Origin of the sequence: Shewanella amazonensis SB2B (assembly GCF_000015245.1) — a bacterium.
GTDB classification, from domain to species: Bacteria; Pseudomonadota; Gammaproteobacteria; order Enterobacterales; family Shewanellaceae; genus Shewanella; species Shewanella amazonensis.
Window position 1 is genome coordinate 2222746 of record NC_008700.1, and the last position, 17327, is coordinate 2240072.

Below are 17327 nucleotides of genomic sequence, written 5' to 3' on the forward strand. Positions count from 1 at the left end.
AGATTTCAGCCGCAGATTCAAGGGAACTTTCACGCGCCGGAAACCAGCTACTTTGATGCAGAACAGTTGCTGGGATACACTATATCCCCAAAAGTTTAACTCAGTATCGGTTTTTCCATGTCCAAAGCAGTTGTCGTGTTCAGTGGTGGTCAGGATTCCACTACCTGTCTGGTGCAGGCTCTGTCTCAATTTGATGAAGTGCATGCCATTACCTTCGATTATGGTCAGCGCCACAGTGAAGAAATTGAAGTCGCCAAAGCGCTGACAAGCGAGCTTGGCTGTGCGTCCCACAAAATAATGGACGTGTCTTTGCTGGGCGAGCTTGCCATCAGTGCCCTCACCCGTGACGCCATCCCGGTTTCCCACGAACTAATGGACAACGGCCTGCCCAATACCTTCGTACCTGGTCGCAATATCCTGTTTTTAACCCTGGCTGGGATTTACGCCTATCAGCTCGGCGCCGATACAGTGATAACCGGCGTATGTGAGACCGACTTTTCAGGCTACCCCGATTGCCGCAATGACTTCATCAAAGCCATGGAGCAAGCATTGAACCTGGGGATGGACAAGCAGCTTAACATCCACACGCCGCTGATGTGGCTCAATAAAGCCGAAACCTGGGCGCTTGCCGACCGTTACGGCAAACTCGAACTGGTACGTAACCACACCCTGACCTGTTACAACGGCATCCGTGGCGATGGTTGCGGAGACTGCCCTGCCTGTCACTTGCGTAAACGTGGCCTTGAGGACTACCTGAGTAATCGCGATGCAGTAAACGCTGAGCTAACCAAGAAGACAGGCGCCAATTGAGTCCAACGCCACTCTCAAATCTATTGCCATCAATAGACAAGCAGCTGGTGATGGTTGGCGCGCTCTTGTCAGCGCTGTGCGCCGCGCTCTATTTATTGCCCATTGATTCACAGCTTAACTGGCAACGAAGCCAAATTGGTGCAGGCGAATATTGGCGCCTTATTAGCGGTAATCTGCTGCACACCAATCACTGGCACCTGCTGATGAACCTGGCAGGGTTCTGGGTGATTTTAAGCCTGCATCATTTTCATTACCGTGCAACCGGGCTCCTGTTGCTGCTGTTTGCACTCTGTCTTGGTGAAGGGGTTGGCCTGTACCTATGTTACCCAAGCCTTCACGCTTATGTTGGCCTGAGCGGTATCTTGCACGGCCTCTTTGCCTTCGGCTCCCTGATGGATATCGAGCGCGGGCTTAGATCCGGCTGGCTGCTCCTGCTTGGTCTGGGGTTGAAAGTAGGATACGAGCAGTATTTTGGCGCCAGCAGCGATGTGGCAAGCCTGATTGGTGCCAGAGTCGCCACCGAATCGCATCTGGTGGGCGCACTGGTTGGCACTGTGCTGGGCGCAGCCTATCTGGCGGTGAGGAAATTGAAACAAGCTAAGGTTTATGGGTAAATCGGGATGCCGCTTGTATCTAATACTGAAAACGCGCCACAAGGCGCGTTTTCCATTGTTGGACGTGCAGGCTGCTGCGTCAGGGGTGACGGCAAGCTCAAGCTTCCAGCAACTGCTGGCGTAGCCCATGGATTTCATCCCGAAGCGCAGCAGCCTGTTCAAATTCCAGATCCCGGGCGTGCTGATGCATCTGTTTTTCAAGCGCATCTATGGTTACGGCAATCTGATGCGGGTCTTGCCTCATCGACGGTTTACCTACATCCCTGCTTCGACCTGATGCCTTGACGGCGCCGCGGCTTGGCGCAGACCTCTCACCTACGTCCATCACATCGGTGATTTTCTTCACCACGCCGCGGGGGATGATGCCGTGCTCCTCGTTGAACTGCATCTGCTTGGTGCGGCGCCGCTCCGTTTCCGCCATGGCACGGGCCATGGAGTCAGTAATACGGTCGGCGTAGAGAATCACTTTGCCATTCACGTTACGGGCTGCGCGGCCTATGGTCTGAATAAGCGAACGTTCGGAGCGCAAAAAGCCTTCTTTATCGGCATCGAGAATACACACCAGAGACACTTCCGGCATGTCGAGACCTTCCCTGAGCAGGTTAATGCCTACCAGTACATCGAACACCCCGAGCCGCAGATCGCGGATGATTTCCATCCGCTCCACGGTATCAATATCCGAGTGCAGATAGCGCACTTTAACGCCGTGTTCATCGAGGTAATCGGTGAGATCTTCTGCCATCCGCTTGGTGAGTGTGGTCACCAGCACCCGTTCATTGACTGCCACCCGCTTGGCAACTTCTGAGAGTAGGTCGTCAACCTGAATGGCCACCGGGCGTACTTCCAGCTCGGGGTCAATCAGACCAGTAGGGCGCACTACCTGCTCGGCGATATCATCCCCGCTTTTCTCCAGCTCATACTTCCCGGGCGTGGCCGAAACGAAAATCGTCTGCGGCATCAGGGATTCAAACTCTTCAAACTTAAGGGGCCGGTTATCCAGTGCCGAGGGCAAACGGAAACCATACTCCACCAGGGTGGTTTTACGAGAGCGGTCACCCTTATACATGGCACCAATCTGCGGCACAGTGTTGTGGGATTCATCGATTATCATCAGACCATCGGCAGGCAGATAGTCCAGCAGGGTTGGCGGCCCTTCCCCTTCGGCACGGCCCGACAGATAACGGGAGTAGTTTTCAATCCCCGAGCAGTATCCCAACTCTGTCATCATTTCCACATCATACTGAACCCGCTCGGTAATACGCTGAGCTTCAATGAGTTTGTGGTTATCCAAAAACTGCTGTTTGCGCACCCTCAGTTCGTCTTTAATCTGGTCAATGGCTTCGAGGATTTTCTCACGCGGCGTCACATAGTGGGTTTTTGGGTACACGGTGGCACGAGCCAGACGTTTGGTGACCTGCCCCGTGAGTGGGTCAAATTCGCTGATGCGCTCAATCTCATCGTCGAACAATTCAACCCGGATGGCATCCCGCTCCGAATCCGCCGGAAAGATATCAATGACCTCTCCACGCACCCTAAAGGTGCCCCGCTGCAAGTCGATGTCGTTACGGCTGTATTGCAGTTCACTGAGGCGTCTTAAGATGTCGCGCTGGCCCATAAAGTCACCCTGGCGCAAATGCAGCAACATCTTCATATAAGAGTCTGGATCACCCAAACCATAAATCGCGGACACAGACGCGACAATGATGACATCACGGCGTTCAAGTAAGGCCTTGGTCGCCGACAGACGCATTTGTTCGATATGGGCGTTTACCGAGGCATCTTTCTCAATAAAGGTATTGGATGCCGGCACATAGGCTTCCGGCTGATAGTAGTCATAGTAAGAAACGAAGTATTCCACCGCATTATTGGGAAAGAATTCTTTCATCTCCCCATAGAGCTGCGCCGCCAGTGTCTTATTGGGCGCCATGATAATGGTCGGGCGCCCCAGGGTGGCAATAACATTGGCCACGGTAAAGGTCTTGCCAGAGCCTGTTACCCCGAGCAAAGTCTGACAGGCGAGCCCTGACTCAAGCCCATCAATCAGTTTGGCGATAGCTGTAGGCTGGTCACCTGCGGGTGAATAGTGGGAAGAAAGTTGAAAAACTTGCTCAGACACAGAAAAGTTTGTCCTTGTTAAGCCGGGCACCTAGTGTAAACCAGTGCACCTTAGACGCCAACAGCACTCGGTCAGCAGGATATGCTCCTTAGCTAATACAGTATTTTGTAACTCACTGACATACCACTACAGGCTGGTGCCTTTTGCTTATTTGGTACGTGAGTACGGCATTCGGCAACAAATTCATGCACACTTTTTATGTTGTCGTGTCTCTACAATTTTCACCCGTAATGGTTTTACAATCCATCTACTACCACAAACAACTTGACATTGATTTTATTGAATATTTTGTCATCGCACTGTGAAGGTGCATTTTAAGACAAATCCAGATTACATGCGGGTTTGCGGCATCATTTATCATGAAACTCACAGGCTTATCCACAGAAATTGTGGAAAAGTACCTGAAACCCTGACGGGGCGTGGCTTTGGTTAGGGTTCCTCTGGGGAGGGCAATCCGAGAGGCTGTTTGTAATTAAACTACATCTGTAATTGCCTCATCCGTGCATTTGCGCACCTATTCTTAATAGCTCGGTGTTTCTGATGCTACTTTCCGCTCTGGAATGAGAGTTTCGCGCAGCAAAACAGTCACTTGCTGGGCAAAAGCTGTACACTGTGTCGATTTTCGCATCACGATGCACATTAGATGAGCACTTAACGACTTAATCACACTTTTTTTGGTTTCCAGCGTTGACTCATCAAGCCACCCGTTTTACTATGCGCTCCGTTCTCAGCGAGCAGTTGTTTTACAACGATTCCCCTGTAGTTCAGTCGGTAGAACGGCGGACTGTTAATCCGTATGTCACTGGTTCAAGTCCAGTCAGGGGAGCCACTCACTGAAACGCGCCTTTAACGGCATGAAGTTAATCGCAAAAATTGTTCCCCTGTAGTTCAGTCGGTAGAACGGCGGACTGTTAATCCGTATGTCACTGGTTCAAGTCCAGTCAGGGGAGCCAACTTCACAAGCGATTCAATCTGTTCCCCTGTAGTTCAGTCGGTAGAACGGCGGACTGTTAATCCGTATGTCACTGGTTCAAGTCCAGTCAGGGGAGCCAACTTCACAAGCGATACAATCTGTTCCCCTGTAGTTCAGTCGGTAGAACGGCGGACTGTTAATCCGTATGTCACTGGTTCAAGTCCAGTCAGGGGAGCCAATCGCACTTCAGTTTTTTTCGATTCCCCTGTAGTTCAGTCGGTAGAACGGCGGACTGTTAATCCGTATGTCACTGGTTCAAGTCCAGTCAGGGGAGCCATCGAAACTTTCTCCCATCCTCGCCTACTCTCGCTTTGCAAATCCTGTTGATTTGGATTTTGTTTTGTCAGCTTTGAGGTTACACTTTTCCCCGCTCTTCATATTCTTTAGCTAGAATTTTCAAAACGGCGTTAATGGAATTAGCCATGAGTTTGATAAAAACTTTCCCCATCGCACTTATTTTGCTCTTCGGTAGTGCCGCACTTTGGTTACATCAAGAGAACCTTGGCCTGATGCAGGATGCTGGTAAGGCCCTGGAAACACAATATCGGAACAAAACCACTGAATTGGCATCCTGGCATGGTGATGGCCAGGCGCTCTATCAACACCTGCAGCAATCGATCACATTACAGTTTTTTCAATACACCGATGGCACCGATGGCAGCCGCAACTTCACCACCGGACAATTACAGGAAACCCCGGAATCGTTTTTGGCACGCCTGTTCCCCTTGGAAATAAGTGATACCCGAAACTTGCCTGACGGGCGACTCATGGTGAAGTTGGATACAAACGGCCCCAGGACACTGGCGGTTAGCCTCTATTCAGAACAATTAATCATCATTGGCAGTTTATTTGCCGCTTCGCTGCTGCTGTTTTTGGCGTTGGCGTCTACCTTATCCCGTAAAATCCGTTACGCTGCAGAGTATGTAAAGTCGCTGACAGAACTTAACTTCTCTCCCCCTGAGCAGTCCAAACTCGGAGGAGAACTCAAGCCCCTCGCCACTGTATTTGAAGAAGCCAGACAAGCACTGAAGCAAAAGATTGATGGTTTGCATCATGAAAACGAGAAGCTGTCCCGGGCTGCATTTCAAGATCCCATTACCGGTTTTGGCAGCCGCGCGCGCTTTACCCGTAAATTGGATGAATTGGCAAAGAGCCAAAAAGATTTGCTGGGTTCCCTCGCCATGCTGCAAGCCACTGAACTGGGTACTATCAACCAGCTTAAAGGCCGTACCGCTGGCGACGATTATCTGGCGAAAGTCGCCGGATGTTTGCGAAAGGCAGGCAGTCCCTTCCCCGACGCAGAGTTCTACCGGATTAGCAGTTCTGACTTTGCCGTGTTTTTGCCTAACCTGGTTATCAGTGACGCAGAACGCTTTTTGGAGCCCCTTAAAACCTTACTCGATGAATACCAGTCCACTTCTGCCATGGAGTCAATAGCGTATACCGGACTCGTGCCCTACAAGAGCGGCGTTGACCCGGTAGGCCTACTCAGTCTTTCTGATGCGGCGCTCAGCATTGCTCAAACACTGGGCGCGAACAGTTTCCATGTGCTTGAGAAGTTCACAGAGGATCAGGAAATTGGAGATAACCGCTGGCAAGTGGCTATTACTGAAATCATCACCCAACGCGCAGTACGATTCTTTCAGCAGCCAATACAGCCCTGCCGCAGTGAAGTGGAAGTCTACCGTGAACTCTTTGCCCGCTTCTTTAATTCAGAAGGTAAGGTTCTCCCGACTGCCACTGTGATAGCCATGGCTGAAAGGCACGGGCTGAGTCAGGAGCTGGATAAACTGGTCGTACTCTCTGCTGTGCGCATGTTGCTGGATAATCCAAACATGACCGGTGCCTATGGGGTCAATATCAGCGCAGTGTCAGCGACCGATGATAATTTTGTGGTCTGGCTGAAAGATCTCTTGACCAAACACCGAGCCATTTCTAACCGACTGGTACTGGAAATCAACGAAAGTGGTCTCCAAACCAATATGCAGGGCAGTTTCCGTTTCATACGTGAAATCCACAGTGTGGGGACCAGGGTGTCCATCGAGCGTTTCGGCATGGGCTTTACATCGTTCAAGTTTTTCCGGGAAGTCAGACCCGACTATATCAAGCTCGACGCCACCTACAGCGAAGCCATCGATCAAGACGCCAATAACAAGTTTTTTGTGCGCATGATGATAGACATTGCCAGACGTATCGGTGTCAGGGTCATTGCCTGCGGTGTAGAACGTCAGGAAGAAAAGCTGACGTTAGAGAAGCTCATGGTGGATGGTTTGCAAGGTTTCTACATTGCCAAACCAGAACCTGCCGGCAGCAAAGACTTGCTTGACGAGAAACTCACCCGCCAGAGTTAACCCTGCATTTGATATGTTGTTAATGAGACTCAAAAAGCCGATAATACCGGCACCGACCGCTAATGCTTTTTTGCGATGAGTGAATATCTCCTGTTGTTGATCGGTACTGTGCTGGTCAACAACTTCGTTTTGGTAAAATTTCTCGGACTTTGCCCCTTTATGGGGGTGTCAGGCAAGCTTGAGTCTGCCATCGGCATGTCGATGGCGACCACCTTTGTGTTGACCCTGGCCTCCGTTCTCAGTTTCCTGGTAAACCAGTACCTGCTGGCACCGTTTGATTTGACCTATCTGCGCACCATGAGTTTTATTCTGGTGATCGCTGTTGTGGTGCAATTCACCGAAATGCTGGTACAAAAAACCAGTGCCAGTCTGCACCGTGCGCTGGGTATTTACCTGCCGCTTATCACCACCAACTGCGCCGTTCTCGGTGTGGCGCTGCTCAATGTGAACGAGCAGCACGATTTTCTGGAGTCAGCCATCTATGGCTTTGGCGCCGCAGTGGGATTCTCTTTGGTGCTCATTCTCTTCTCAGCCATGCGTGAACGCCTTGCTGCAGCTGATGTGCCCATGCCTTTTCGGGGTGGCGCCATTGCCATGATCACCGCTGGCCTTATGTCTCTGGCCTTTATGGGCTTTACCGGTTTGGTGAAATAATGTCAGCAGTCATGATAGCGGTTGTATTACTGGGCCTGCTGGCATTGGTATTTGGTGCCATATTGGGCTTTGCTGCCGTCAAATTCAGAGTAGAAGGCGATCCGCTGGTGGACCAGGTCGAGTCCCTCTTGCCGCAAACTCAGTGCGGTCAGTGTGGCTATCCCGGTTGCCGCCCTTACGCCGAAGCCATCGCTGGCGGCGACCAAATCAACAAATGCCCCCCCGGTGGTACAGCCACCATGGAAAAGATTGCTGAGCTAATGGGCGTTGAACCTCAGCCACTGTCTGCCACCACTGAGCAGCAAGTCAAAAAAGTTGCCTACATTCGTGAAGACGAGTGTATCGGCTGTACCAAGTGTATTCAGGCGTGTCCCGTGGATGCCATCGTCGGCGCCGGTAAGCTGATGCACACCGTCATTACCCAGGACTGCACCGGCTGCGATCTCTGTGTCGAGCCCTGCCCTGTCGATTGCATCGACATGCTCCCTGTCACTCAGGACATCAAGACCTGGAATTGGAAACTGAGTGCCATTCCCGTGATGCAGCTCGAAGAGGACAAACAGTGCTGACGCTTTTGGAACAATTGGATAAAGGTACGCTGTGGCGCTCACCCGGTGGCATTCACCCACCCGAGATGAAATCCGTCTCCAATGGCACCGCTATCGCCACACTGCCACTGTTTGATGAGTACCTGGTACCCCTGCCTCAGGTCGGTGAACAGGCCATTCTCGCCGTAAAAGTGGGAGATACTGTACTTAAAGGGCAGATGCTGACTCAGGGCCAGGGAGTTGGCTATCTACCGGTACATGCCCCCACCTCAGGCCGCGTCAAAGCCATTGAATCACGCCCGAGCAACCATGCCTCTGCGCTGCCCATACTGACCCTGGCATTGGAAGCCGATGGCCAGGACAAATGGTGTGAACTCCAAAGCGCGGCTTTGGATGCGTTGACCCCTGCCCAAATGGTCAAAAGGATACAGGATGCCGGCATCGCCGGTATGGGCGGCGCTGCGTTTCCAAGCCACATTAAATTAAGTCCGGCGAGCGAAATTGAGCTGGTGATAGTCAATGGCGTTGAATGTGAACCCTACATTACCGCTGACGATCGCCTTATGCGCGAGCACGCCGATGGGATAGTCGCTGGTATCGGTATAGTGCACCGTATCCTTGCACCCAAACGCATTATCATCGCCATCGAAGACAACAAGCCCGAAGCCGCTGAAGCCATGCAGGCTGCCGTCAATCGCAGCCAGTTACCGGCAGGACTTGTCAGGGTCACTGTTATCCCGACCAAATACCCTTCAGGCGGTGAAAAGCAGCTCATTCAGATAGTGACTGGCCAGGAAGTGCCCTCCGGCGCTATTCCTGCGCAGCTCGGTATCCTGGTGCACAACGTCGGTACCCTGTTTGCAATCCGGGATGCCGTCATCGAAGGTAAGCCACTGATAGAAAGAGTCGTCACTGTCACCGGCAATGCAGTAACCAAACCCGGGAACTACTGGACTTTAATAGGCAGCAAGGTAGAGGATGTCCTCCGCCACTGTGATTTTCGTGAAGCAGAGGCCCAAAAAATCATCATGGGTGGCCCCATGATGGGATATACCCTGGCCAATACCCAGGTACCGATTTTGAAAGGCAGCAATTGTCTGCTGCTGCCCAACGGCCTCGAAATCACCGAGATGCCGCCTGAAAAACCCTGCATTCGCTGCGGCGAATGTGCCGTTGCCTGCCCTGCGTCCTTGCTGCCGCAGCAACTCTTTTGGCACGCCAAGGCGGAAGAATACGACAAGGCACAAAGCTATAACCTTAAAGACTGTATCGAGTGCGGATGTTGCACTTATGTCTGCCCCAGCGATATCCCGCTGGTAGAGTATTATCGGGTGGCCAAAGCCGCCATTCGCCAGCAGGCGGAAGAAAAAGCCAGTGCTGAGCGTGCCAAGGTGCGATTTGAAGCGCGCATTACCCGCCTTGAAGAAGAAAAAGCGGCCCGTGAAGCCAAGGCAAAAGAGGCGGCGGAAAAACGTAAAGCGGCCATGGCCGGTGGAGAAAAAGACGCCATCGCTGCCGCCCTCGCCCGGGTACAGGCCAAAAAAGCCGCCCAGGAACAAAATGCCGCTCCGGTCGCTGCCTCACCAGAGGGGGCTCAAGCTTCAGCGGCGGATCCAAAAGCCGGGGTTGCTGCCGCCATCGCCAGAGCCAAAGCCAAAAAGACAGCCCAACAGGAAGCAGCCAAGTCCCCCGATACAGCGGGCAGCACTGTGACCGATGCTGCTTCAGACCTGTCTATCGAGACGACGCCTGAGCAGGAGTCAACGCCCGCAAGCAGTGAAGATCCGAAAAAGGCCGCTGTTGCCGCAGCGATTGCCCGCGCCAAGGCAAAAAAGGCAGCGCAGGCGGCAAACAGCAATACAGCGGCTACAGACACCGCTAACGGTAATCGCCAGGTATCCTCCTTACAGGAGCCAAAAGTTCAGGCATCAGCAGTACAGCCACCTGAATCACAGGCGCAGGAGCAGGATCCCAAGCGAGCTGCTGTGGCAGCCGCCATCGCCAAAGCGAAAGCCAAAAAGTCTGCCCGGAATACGGATGAAAGCGGCTTGGCTGTGGCAGAACCGTCCGCACCAGCGACCGGGGAGGCAGAATCAGCCCCAGCGGATGACAAATCAGCAAGAGTTGCCGCAGCGGTTGCCAAAGCCAAGGCGAAGAAGTTGGCGGCAAGTGCTTCTGACAGCCCATTCCCAGAGGATATGGCCGCTATTCCTGAAAAGAATCGCAGTGAGGCAAGCCTCGTACAAACAGATGAAAGTCTTCCTGAGACCAGGGGAGACGATAAGCCTGACAACAAAGCCGCCAGAGTGGCCGCTGCGGTTGCCAAAGCCAAGGCAAAGGCTGCGGCCAGACGTGAAGAGGCACAGCCGGATCCAGCTGTGGCTGAACACATTCAATCTGAAACGTCTCAAGCGGCCGACGCCGATGAACTTGAGACTGACATTCAGGCACCAGAGAAAAGTACCTTAACCGACATGGCCACGGCCATGCCGCCTGCAGCAAACCAAATACCAGAGCAAGGTGTTCACATCGCAGACAGCGCAAACACTGCTGCTTCAGAGGTTCCACCAACCGATGCCGATACGCTCAAAAAAGCCCGTATTGCTGCGGCTGTCGCCAAAGCCAAGGCAAAAAAAGCCGCCAAGGAGCATGAATAATCATGGCGTTCAAGATTGCATCCTCACCCCATGTCCGCAAAGACAGCCAAACCTCGGCTGTGATGCAGCGCGTCATTCTTGCCGCCTTACCTGGCCTTGCCGTGCAATGCTATTTCTTTGGTTGGGGCACCTTTATTCAGGTGTGTGTTGCCATCGCGACGGCACTTGCCGCCGAGGCACTGGTATTGAAGCTTAGAAACCGCCCGATATCACCTACCTTGATGGATCAGAGTGCTGTGCTGACCGCTCTCCTGATTGGTGTCGCCATTCCACCGCTGGCACCCTGGTATTTGGTAGTCATAGGCACGGTATTCGCCATCGTGATGGTCAAACAGCTTTATGGCGGTTTGGGGCAAAACCTCTTTAACCCTGCTATGGCCGCCTATGTATTGCTTCTGGTGTCTTTCCCGGTTCTGATGACGACCTGGGCTGCCCCCAGTACCCTGGCACAAAGCAGTGCTGGTATCCTGGATGCCATTGACGTGATTTTTTCAGCCCAGGGCGCAGCAGATTTTGCGCTGGGAATTGATGGCGTCTCCATGGCGACACCACTGGACACCTTGAAAACCGATCTTTCCATGGGGCTTACCGCAGATGAAAGTCTGAAACGCGCCATCTTCGGTGGCGGCAGCACCGGTGAAGGCTGGTTCTGGGTGAACCTCGCTTATCTGTGTGGCGGTTTGTTTTTGCTCGCCACCAAGACCATCCGCTGGCACATCAGCGGTGGGCTCATCGGCGCCCTTTTTGTGTGCAGTCTCTTTGGCTTTGGCGCCTCGCCAGACACCCACGCCAGCCCCCTGTTTAACCTCTTCAGCGGCGCTACCATGCTGGCTGCCTTTTTTATCGCCACCGACCCGGTTACCGCAGCCACCAGTCCTCGCGGGCGGCTGCTCTTTGGGGCCATGATAGGGGTGCTGATTTATCTTATTCGCACCTTTGGTGGTTACCCCGATGGTGTGGCGTTCGCGGTATTGCTGGCTAACCTCTGCGCTCCACTAATCGACTATTACATCAAGCCACGGGCCTATGGCCACCGTGGCAGCCTGTAGGACCTGGCGATGCAAAAATCCATCATCAAAAACGGACTCCTCTTAAGCGGTTTTGCGCTTATCTGTACCGCAGCGGTTGCGCTGGTGAACGAGGCTACCAAAGACAAGATTGCCGAGCAGCAACGTCTTGAGCTGACTCGAATACTGCACCAGATAGTACCCGATGAAATTCACGACAACGACCTCGGTGGAAGCTGTATTCTCGTTCACAATGCCGACGCTTTGGGCACAGACGAGCCCATGCCGGTTTACCTTGCAAGCAGCGCCAATGAGCCCGTGGCGCTGGCCATAGAAACCATTGCTCCCGATGGGTATAACGGCAACATTCGCCTTATCATAGGGGTAGATCTTAAGGGTAAGGTGCTTGGTGTCCGCACCCTCACCCATCAGGAAACACCGGGGCTTGGCGATAAGATTGAGCTGCGTAAATCCAACTGGGTACTGTCGTTTAACGATAAGGTGTTTTCTGACAAGGCTAATGACCGCTGGAAGGTGAAAAAGGACGGCGGTGACTTTGATCAGTTCACGGGTGCCACCATTACCCCCAGAGCCTACCTCAAGGCAGTGAGCCGTACCCTGATCTTCGTCAGTGCCAATCAGGCCGAGTGGTTTAATCGGCCGCTGGGCTGTGATAACGGAGCCAATGCAGATGAGTAACTACAAAGAAATTGCCTGGCAAGGGCTGTGGAAAAATAACCCGGGGCTGGTGCAGCTTTTGGGGCTTTGTCCACTCCTTGCCGTCACAGCCACCCTGACCAATGCCCTTGGACTTGGTCTTGCCACTGTTGCCGTGTTGATTGGCTCCAACGTGCTCGTCTCTCTGGTACGTGAATTTGTACCCAAGGAAATTCGCATTCCTGTGTTTGTGATGATCATCGCTGCGCTGGTTACAGTAGTTCAGCTTGTTATCAACGCCTATGCCTACGGCCTTTACCTGTCGCTGGGGATATTCCTGCCGCTGATTGTGACCAACTGCGTCATCATCGGCCGCGCCGAAGCCTTTGCATCCCGCAACAGCGTCGGCGCCGCCGCCTTCGATGGCCTGATGATGGGGACTGGATTTACCGCCGTGCTTGCTGTGCTCGGTGCAGTAAGGGAAATTCTCGGTCAGGGCACCTTGTTTGATGGCGCCGACCAGCTGCTCGGCGACTGGGCCGCATCCCTTCGTATTGAGCTGTGGCATGTGGATAACAGCTTCCTGCTGGCCATGCTGCCCCCCGGCGCCTTTATCGCCATGGGACTCCTGATTGCCGGTAAAAACGTTATCGACAAGCGCCTGGAAGCGAAAAAGCCAACACCTGAAGCCGCTCCCGCCATCACCCGAGCCAGGATCACCAAAGTAGGCTGAATACAGCAGACTGAGTAAGGTAAAAGATTCCGTGAATAACCAAAAGCGAGTGGAAATTTTAACCCGGCTTAGAGCCAATAACCCCAAGCCAGAGACTGAGCTTAATTTTTCCTCCCCCTTTGAATTGCTTGTGGCTGTCACCCTGTCGGCCCAGGCCACCGATGTCAGCGTGAATAAGGCCACCGACAAGCTGTTTCCGGTGGCCAATACCCCACAAGCCATTGTTGACCTTGGTGTCGAGGGACTTAAGGAATACATCAAAACCATCGGGCTTTTTAATAACAAAGCCATCAACGTGGTGAAGCTATCGCAAATTCTGCTGGATAAACACGGCGGCGAAGTGCCGGAAGACAGAGAAGCGCTGGAAGCCCTGCCCGGCGTTGGCCGCAAGACCGCCAACGTGGTACTTAACACCGCCTTCGGCTGGCCTACCATTGCCGTGGACACCCATATTTTCCGTATGGCAAACCGCACCAGGTTTGCTCCCGGCAAGAACGTGGTCGAGGTAGAAGAGCGGATGCTCAAGGTGGTGCCGGCGGAGTTTAAAGTGGATGTGCACCACTGGTTTATCCTCCACGGCCGCTATACCTGCCTTGCCCGCAAACCGCGCTGTGGTTCCTGCATCATCGAAGATTTATGCGAATTCAAGGATAAGGTTTACCCGGACGAGTAACCTGGAAACCACAAATGAAAAACGCCGCAAACTGTTGCCAGTTGCGGCGTTTTTCGTATAAATCGGCTTAAAACATGGAGGTTGCAAATGCAGCGAAGAACAATCCAATCACAGCTACAGTGCCCACAGCCATTTTCAGTTCAGTTTTCATCTTCTTCTCCTTTGGTGAACTTATACGGCATTATCCGATGCCATTGTGGCTTTAGCCAACACCACACTGTCAAACTGTGAGTTGCTTCAGATTTCTCCTTTTGTTCCCTGTAAGCAGTACGTTTTTGCTATACTGGCCGCCATCTTAATGCCGTTAAAGGAACCCCAAATGTCTCAAATTCTTCATACCATGGTTCGGGTTGCCAATCTTGAGAAATCCATCGCCTTCTACACTGAGGTGCTGGGCATGACGCTGCTTCGCACCTCAGAAAATCCTGAGTATCGTTATTCACTGGCTTTTGTGGGCTATGGCGAAGAAGCCAAGGGCGCGGCCGTCATTGAGCTGACCTGGAACTGGGATACCGACAAGTACGAACTTGGCACTGGCTTTGGCCATATCGCCATCGGTAAAGCAGATATTTACAAGGCCTGCGAAGACATCGCCAAGGCCGGCGGTAAAGTTACCCGCGCGCCTGGTCCTGTTGCCGGTGGCACTACGGAAATCGCCTTCGTTGAAGACCCCGATGGTTACAAGATTGAACTCATCCAGATGAAATCTGCCATGCAAGGCCTTGGCTGATTTTACCGGAGCGACGCTGACTGAGTGAGGCTTTGACTCCCGTAATAAAAAAGCGCCCATGGGGCGCTTTTTTGTTTCTGCGTTAAAGTGTCTGATAGTTATCAGAACTTCATCGTCAGACCACCGTAGATTTGACGACCGATGGTGTCAAATACTTCAGGAATGGTACCGCCGTCGCTGCCGTTAGGCACGTAGGATGGCTCTTCATCAGTGAGGTTCTTCACACCCAGAGATACGGTCACGCCGTCGTTGATGAAGTAAGTGGCAACCACGTTGTGGTACAGCACTGAGTCTACAGTTTCATCACGGTCACCCAACCACTCGGTTTCGCCGATGAAACGGTTGTAGTACATCAGGCTCCAGTCGGCCTGACCGGCCTGGATGCTGAAGTTGTTGCGCACCTTGGCATAACCACCGAAGTTACCATCGCTGGTGCCTTCGTAGGCTACGTTGTCCTGTTCGAATTCCAGCAGGTAGGTCAGATCGTTATTGATCTTCCAGTCCAGATTCAGAGCTTCGAAGTTGTAGGCCAGGTTGAAGTCGATACCACTGGTGTTCTGGCTACCCACGTTGGTCAGCGGGTTGGTGAAGTTCGACAGATCGCCTTCATCGGTGATCTTGAAGGTTTCACAGGCGCTCAGAATACCGGCATGACAGTCAACCAGACCCTTCTGGGCATCCAGACGGGTAATGGCGTTGGTCACACGGAAACGCCAGTAATCGAGGGTCAGAGACAGACCGTCGATGTAGCTTGGAGAGTACACCAGACCGGCAGTGTAAGACTCAGACTCTTCTGGCTTCAGATCAGGATCTGAGGTGTAGTTCACCAGAATTTGAGGATCTTGCTCGTTACCCCATGGATCGTCCAGATAATCGTAAGAACCTGTGTTACCACCAAACAGCTCGGCAACGTTAGGTGCACGGAAACCGGTAGCAGCTACGGTACGCAGCATCAGATCGTCAGTGGCTTCATAGGTCAGACCCACTTTCCAGGTCGAGGCTTTACCGAAGGTAGAGTAGTCATCGAAACGCAGGGCGAATTCACCGGTCAGTTTCTCGGTGAAAGGCACGCTGACTTCCTGATAGATGGAGAATACATCGTAGTTACCATCAGTTGGGTCTTGCTGAGCCGCAGTACCCTCACCGGCCACAATCACAGGATCAGGATTGTAGTAGCCACTGTCGTAACGGTATTCAGCACCGATTGCAAAACCAACTGCACCTGCACTCAAATCAAACAGTTCACCGCTCAGTACGCCGGCAACCACGTGCTGCTCGTTACCGCCATCGTTACGCTCGGTGAAACCGATGTCGTTGATGATGTCCTGAGTCAGAGGCTGACCGCTGAGCCATGAGTCCAGGTTGTTATAGACGGAGTTTTCCATCTTCACGGCATTGATAGAGTTTTCAACCCAGGTCTCGGCCTTGTTCTTACCATAGGTGTAAGACAGGTCCCAGGTCATGCCTGTGTTGATGTCCAGAGAACCTTGCAGGCCCAGAGAGGCGCGCAGAGTGTCGGTGTCCTGATTGTAGATACGTGGACCCACATCGGTGGTACGGCGACGGTAGTTTACACGGCCAGTGTCATCAGGAGCGATACCGGCAGCAATCATGTCGCCATCCAGAGTGATGCAACGTGCAGCATCGATACCCTCTTCACCACATACGCCCAGCATGATGTCGGCTGGCTGAGCGGCCATTTGCTGATCAGATTTACGCTTGGTATACAGGATGTCACCGGTCAGCAGCAGATCGTCACCCAGTTCCTGAGTCATGTTGGCAAACAGGCTGTAACGCTTGGCTGGGGTCTGATACCAGCTGTCCTGGGTGAAGTCATAACCTGTGTTACGGTCAACCCAATTACCGTTGGCGTCTTTCACCATACCTTCCAGAGAGCCGGTAGGAATGAATGAGCTGTAACCTGCCTCGGTCCAGTCACGATCGGCCTGGATAACACCACGGCGCTCAGAGTAAGCCGCACCAAAGGTGTAGTTGCCACCGTTATCGGTGTTGAAACCGTAGAGCATGCTCAGTTCGCCACTTTCGCCGTCACCCTTGTCGGTGCCGCTGCCGTTAAAGTCGAACTGGAAGCCTTCAAAATCTTTCTTGGTGATGATGTTCACCACACCGGCGATGGCGTCAGAGCCATACACTGCAGATGCACCGTCTTTCAGGATTTCTACACGGGCAATCATGGCAACCGGGATAGAGTTCAAATCCACAGCGCTGTCAGCGCCTGAACCTGAGTTCACCATGCGGCGACCGTTCAGCAGTACCAGAGTACGCTCAGCGCCCATACCACGCAGGTCAACCTGCGCTACACCATCTGCACCGTTGTTGGTGCTTGAACCCACAGCGGCACCCGCCATGGAGGTTTGAGCCTGCAGCATTTGGTCAACAGAGGTGAAGCCTTCAGCGCGAATGGCATCGGCACTGATCACTGTGACAGGAGAAGCAGTTTCCATATCCTGGCGCTGGATACGTGAACCTGTTACTGCGATACGCTCTACGTCTTTGGCTTGAGCTTCTTCGGCAAACGCCTGACTGGACACGACAGCAGAAGCACTGGTAGCCAACAGAACACAATTGACCGCCCAGGCGATTCTCGTGGTTTTTAACATGATTTAACTCCCTGCTTATTTTGACTGCGCCTGTAAGATTTTGAATTTGGCGCAGACCCGATACTCGCCAAGCAGCAGAGAATCGTCAAACCCTCAAACTATTAACATTCCATTTCCAATGAAACACTTATGTTCGTTTATGTTGTCATTTTTGTATGTCATTATGTTTTGTTTTTGTTTATT

Annotated in this window: 13 protein-coding genes and 5 tRNA genes; 16 read left to right on the forward strand and 2 right to left on the reverse strand. The window is 52.7% G+C overall.

Translation table 11 applies throughout. The features are described from left to right. Positions 1-117 precede the first annotated feature (117 nt). Together queC and rrtA are read left to right on the forward strand one after the other, a co-directional pair. Positions 118-810, forward strand: a complete 693-nt coding sequence (gene queC / locus SAMA_RS09540; protein ID WP_011759939.1) for a 7-cyano-7-deazaguanine synthase QueC — start codon at positions 118-120, stop codon at positions 808-810. Continuing rightward, on the forward strand, positions 807-1424 hold the full coding sequence (gene rrtA / locus SAMA_RS09545; protein WP_011759940.1) for a rhombosortase: 618 nt from the start codon (positions 807-809) through the stop codon (positions 1422-1424). Before queC ends, rrtA begins: the two co-directional genes overlap by 4 nt. A 97-nt stretch (positions 1425-1521) precedes the next feature. Here the strand turns inward: rrtA and uvrB are convergent, their stop codons facing one another. Beyond that, complete coding sequence (gene uvrB / locus SAMA_RS09550; protein WP_011759941.1) at positions 1522-3540, reverse strand: excinuclease ABC subunit UvrB; 2019 nt, start codon at positions 3538-3540, stop codon at positions 1522-1524. 753 nt (positions 3541-4293) lie between these two features. On the opposite strand from uvrB, the gene SAMA_RS09555 reads away from it, so the two are divergent. From SAMA_RS09555 to gloA, 14 genes are all read left to right on the forward strand, one after another. After that, positions 4294-4369: transfer RNA gene (locus tag SAMA_RS09555), tRNA-Asn, on the forward strand. Positions 4370-4417: 48 nt separating this feature from the next. After that, positions 4418-4493 (forward strand) — tRNA-Asn (locus SAMA_RS09560). Positions 4494-4516: 23 nt separating this feature from the next. Beyond that, a tRNA-Asn gene (locus SAMA_RS09565) sits at positions 4517-4592 on the forward strand. A gap of 23 nt (positions 4593-4615) precedes the next feature. Further along, positions 4616-4691 (forward strand) — tRNA-Asn (locus tag SAMA_RS09570). Between the two features lie 23 nt (positions 4692-4714). Further along, positions 4715-4790: transfer RNA gene (locus tag SAMA_RS09575), tRNA-Asn, on the forward strand. Positions 4791-4935: 145 nt separating this feature from the next. Further along, positions 4936-6864, forward strand: coding sequence for an EAL domain-containing protein (locus SAMA_RS09580; RefSeq protein ID WP_041409792.1), 1929 nt, complete (start codon positions 4936-4938; stop codon positions 6862-6864). Between the two features lie 75 nt (positions 6865-6939). Beyond that, positions 6940-7518: an electron transport complex subunit RsxA gene (gene rsxA, locus SAMA_RS09585; protein WP_011759943.1), complete on the forward strand. Its 579-nt coding sequence runs from the start codon at positions 6940-6942 to the stop codon at positions 7516-7518. Then, positions 7518-8087 carry an electron transport complex subunit RsxB gene (gene rsxB, locus SAMA_RS09590; RefSeq protein WP_011759944.1) on the forward strand — a complete coding sequence of 190 codons (570 nt, stop codon included), beginning with the start codon at positions 7518-7520 and terminating at the stop codon, positions 8085-8087. The genes rsxA and rsxB overlap by 1 nt, the downstream gene beginning before the upstream one ends. Next, the gene (gene rsxC, locus SAMA_RS09595) at positions 8081-10723 is read left to right on the forward strand and encodes an electron transport complex subunit RsxC (protein WP_011759945.1); all 2643 of its coding nucleotides are present in this window, start codon (positions 8081-8083) and stop codon (positions 10721-10723) included. The genes rsxB and rsxC overlap by 7 nt, the downstream gene beginning before the upstream one ends. A 2-nt stretch (positions 10724-10725) precedes the next feature. Continuing rightward, the gene (rsxD, locus tag SAMA_RS09600; RefSeq protein WP_011759946.1) at positions 10726-11772 is read left to right on the forward strand and encodes an electron transport complex subunit RsxD; all 1047 of its coding nucleotides are present in this window, start codon (positions 10726-10728) and stop codon (positions 11770-11772) included. Between the two features lie 9 nt (positions 11773-11781). Then, positions 11782-12429 (forward strand): electron transport complex subunit RsxG, encoded by a 648-nt coding sequence (rsxG, locus tag SAMA_RS09605; RefSeq protein WP_011759947.1) that lies wholly within the window; start codon positions 11782-11784, stop codon positions 12427-12429. After that, complete coding sequence (locus SAMA_RS09610) at positions 12422-13120, forward strand: electron transport complex subunit E (RefSeq protein ID WP_011759948.1); 699 nt, start codon at positions 12422-12424, stop codon at positions 13118-13120. Before rsxG ends, SAMA_RS09610 begins: the two co-directional genes overlap by 8 nt. Before the next feature lie 31 nt (positions 13121-13151). Continuing rightward, positions 13152-13793, forward strand: coding sequence for an endonuclease III (gene nth, locus SAMA_RS09615; protein ID WP_011759949.1), 642 nt, complete (start codon positions 13152-13154; stop codon positions 13791-13793). 319 nt (positions 13794-14112) lie between these two features. Further along, a complete protein-coding gene (gene gloA / locus SAMA_RS09620) occupies positions 14113-14523 on the forward strand; it encodes a lactoylglutathione lyase (protein ID WP_011759950.1) in 411 nt (136 codons plus the stop codon). A 101-nt stretch (positions 14524-14624) separates the two neighbouring features. Here gloA and SAMA_RS09625 read toward each other — a convergent pair whose 3' ends face one another. Further along, complete coding sequence (locus tag SAMA_RS09625; RefSeq protein WP_011759951.1) at positions 14625-17144, reverse strand: TonB-dependent receptor plug domain-containing protein; 2520 nt, start codon at positions 17142-17144, stop codon at positions 14625-14627. Positions 17145-17327 lie beyond the last annotated feature (183 nt).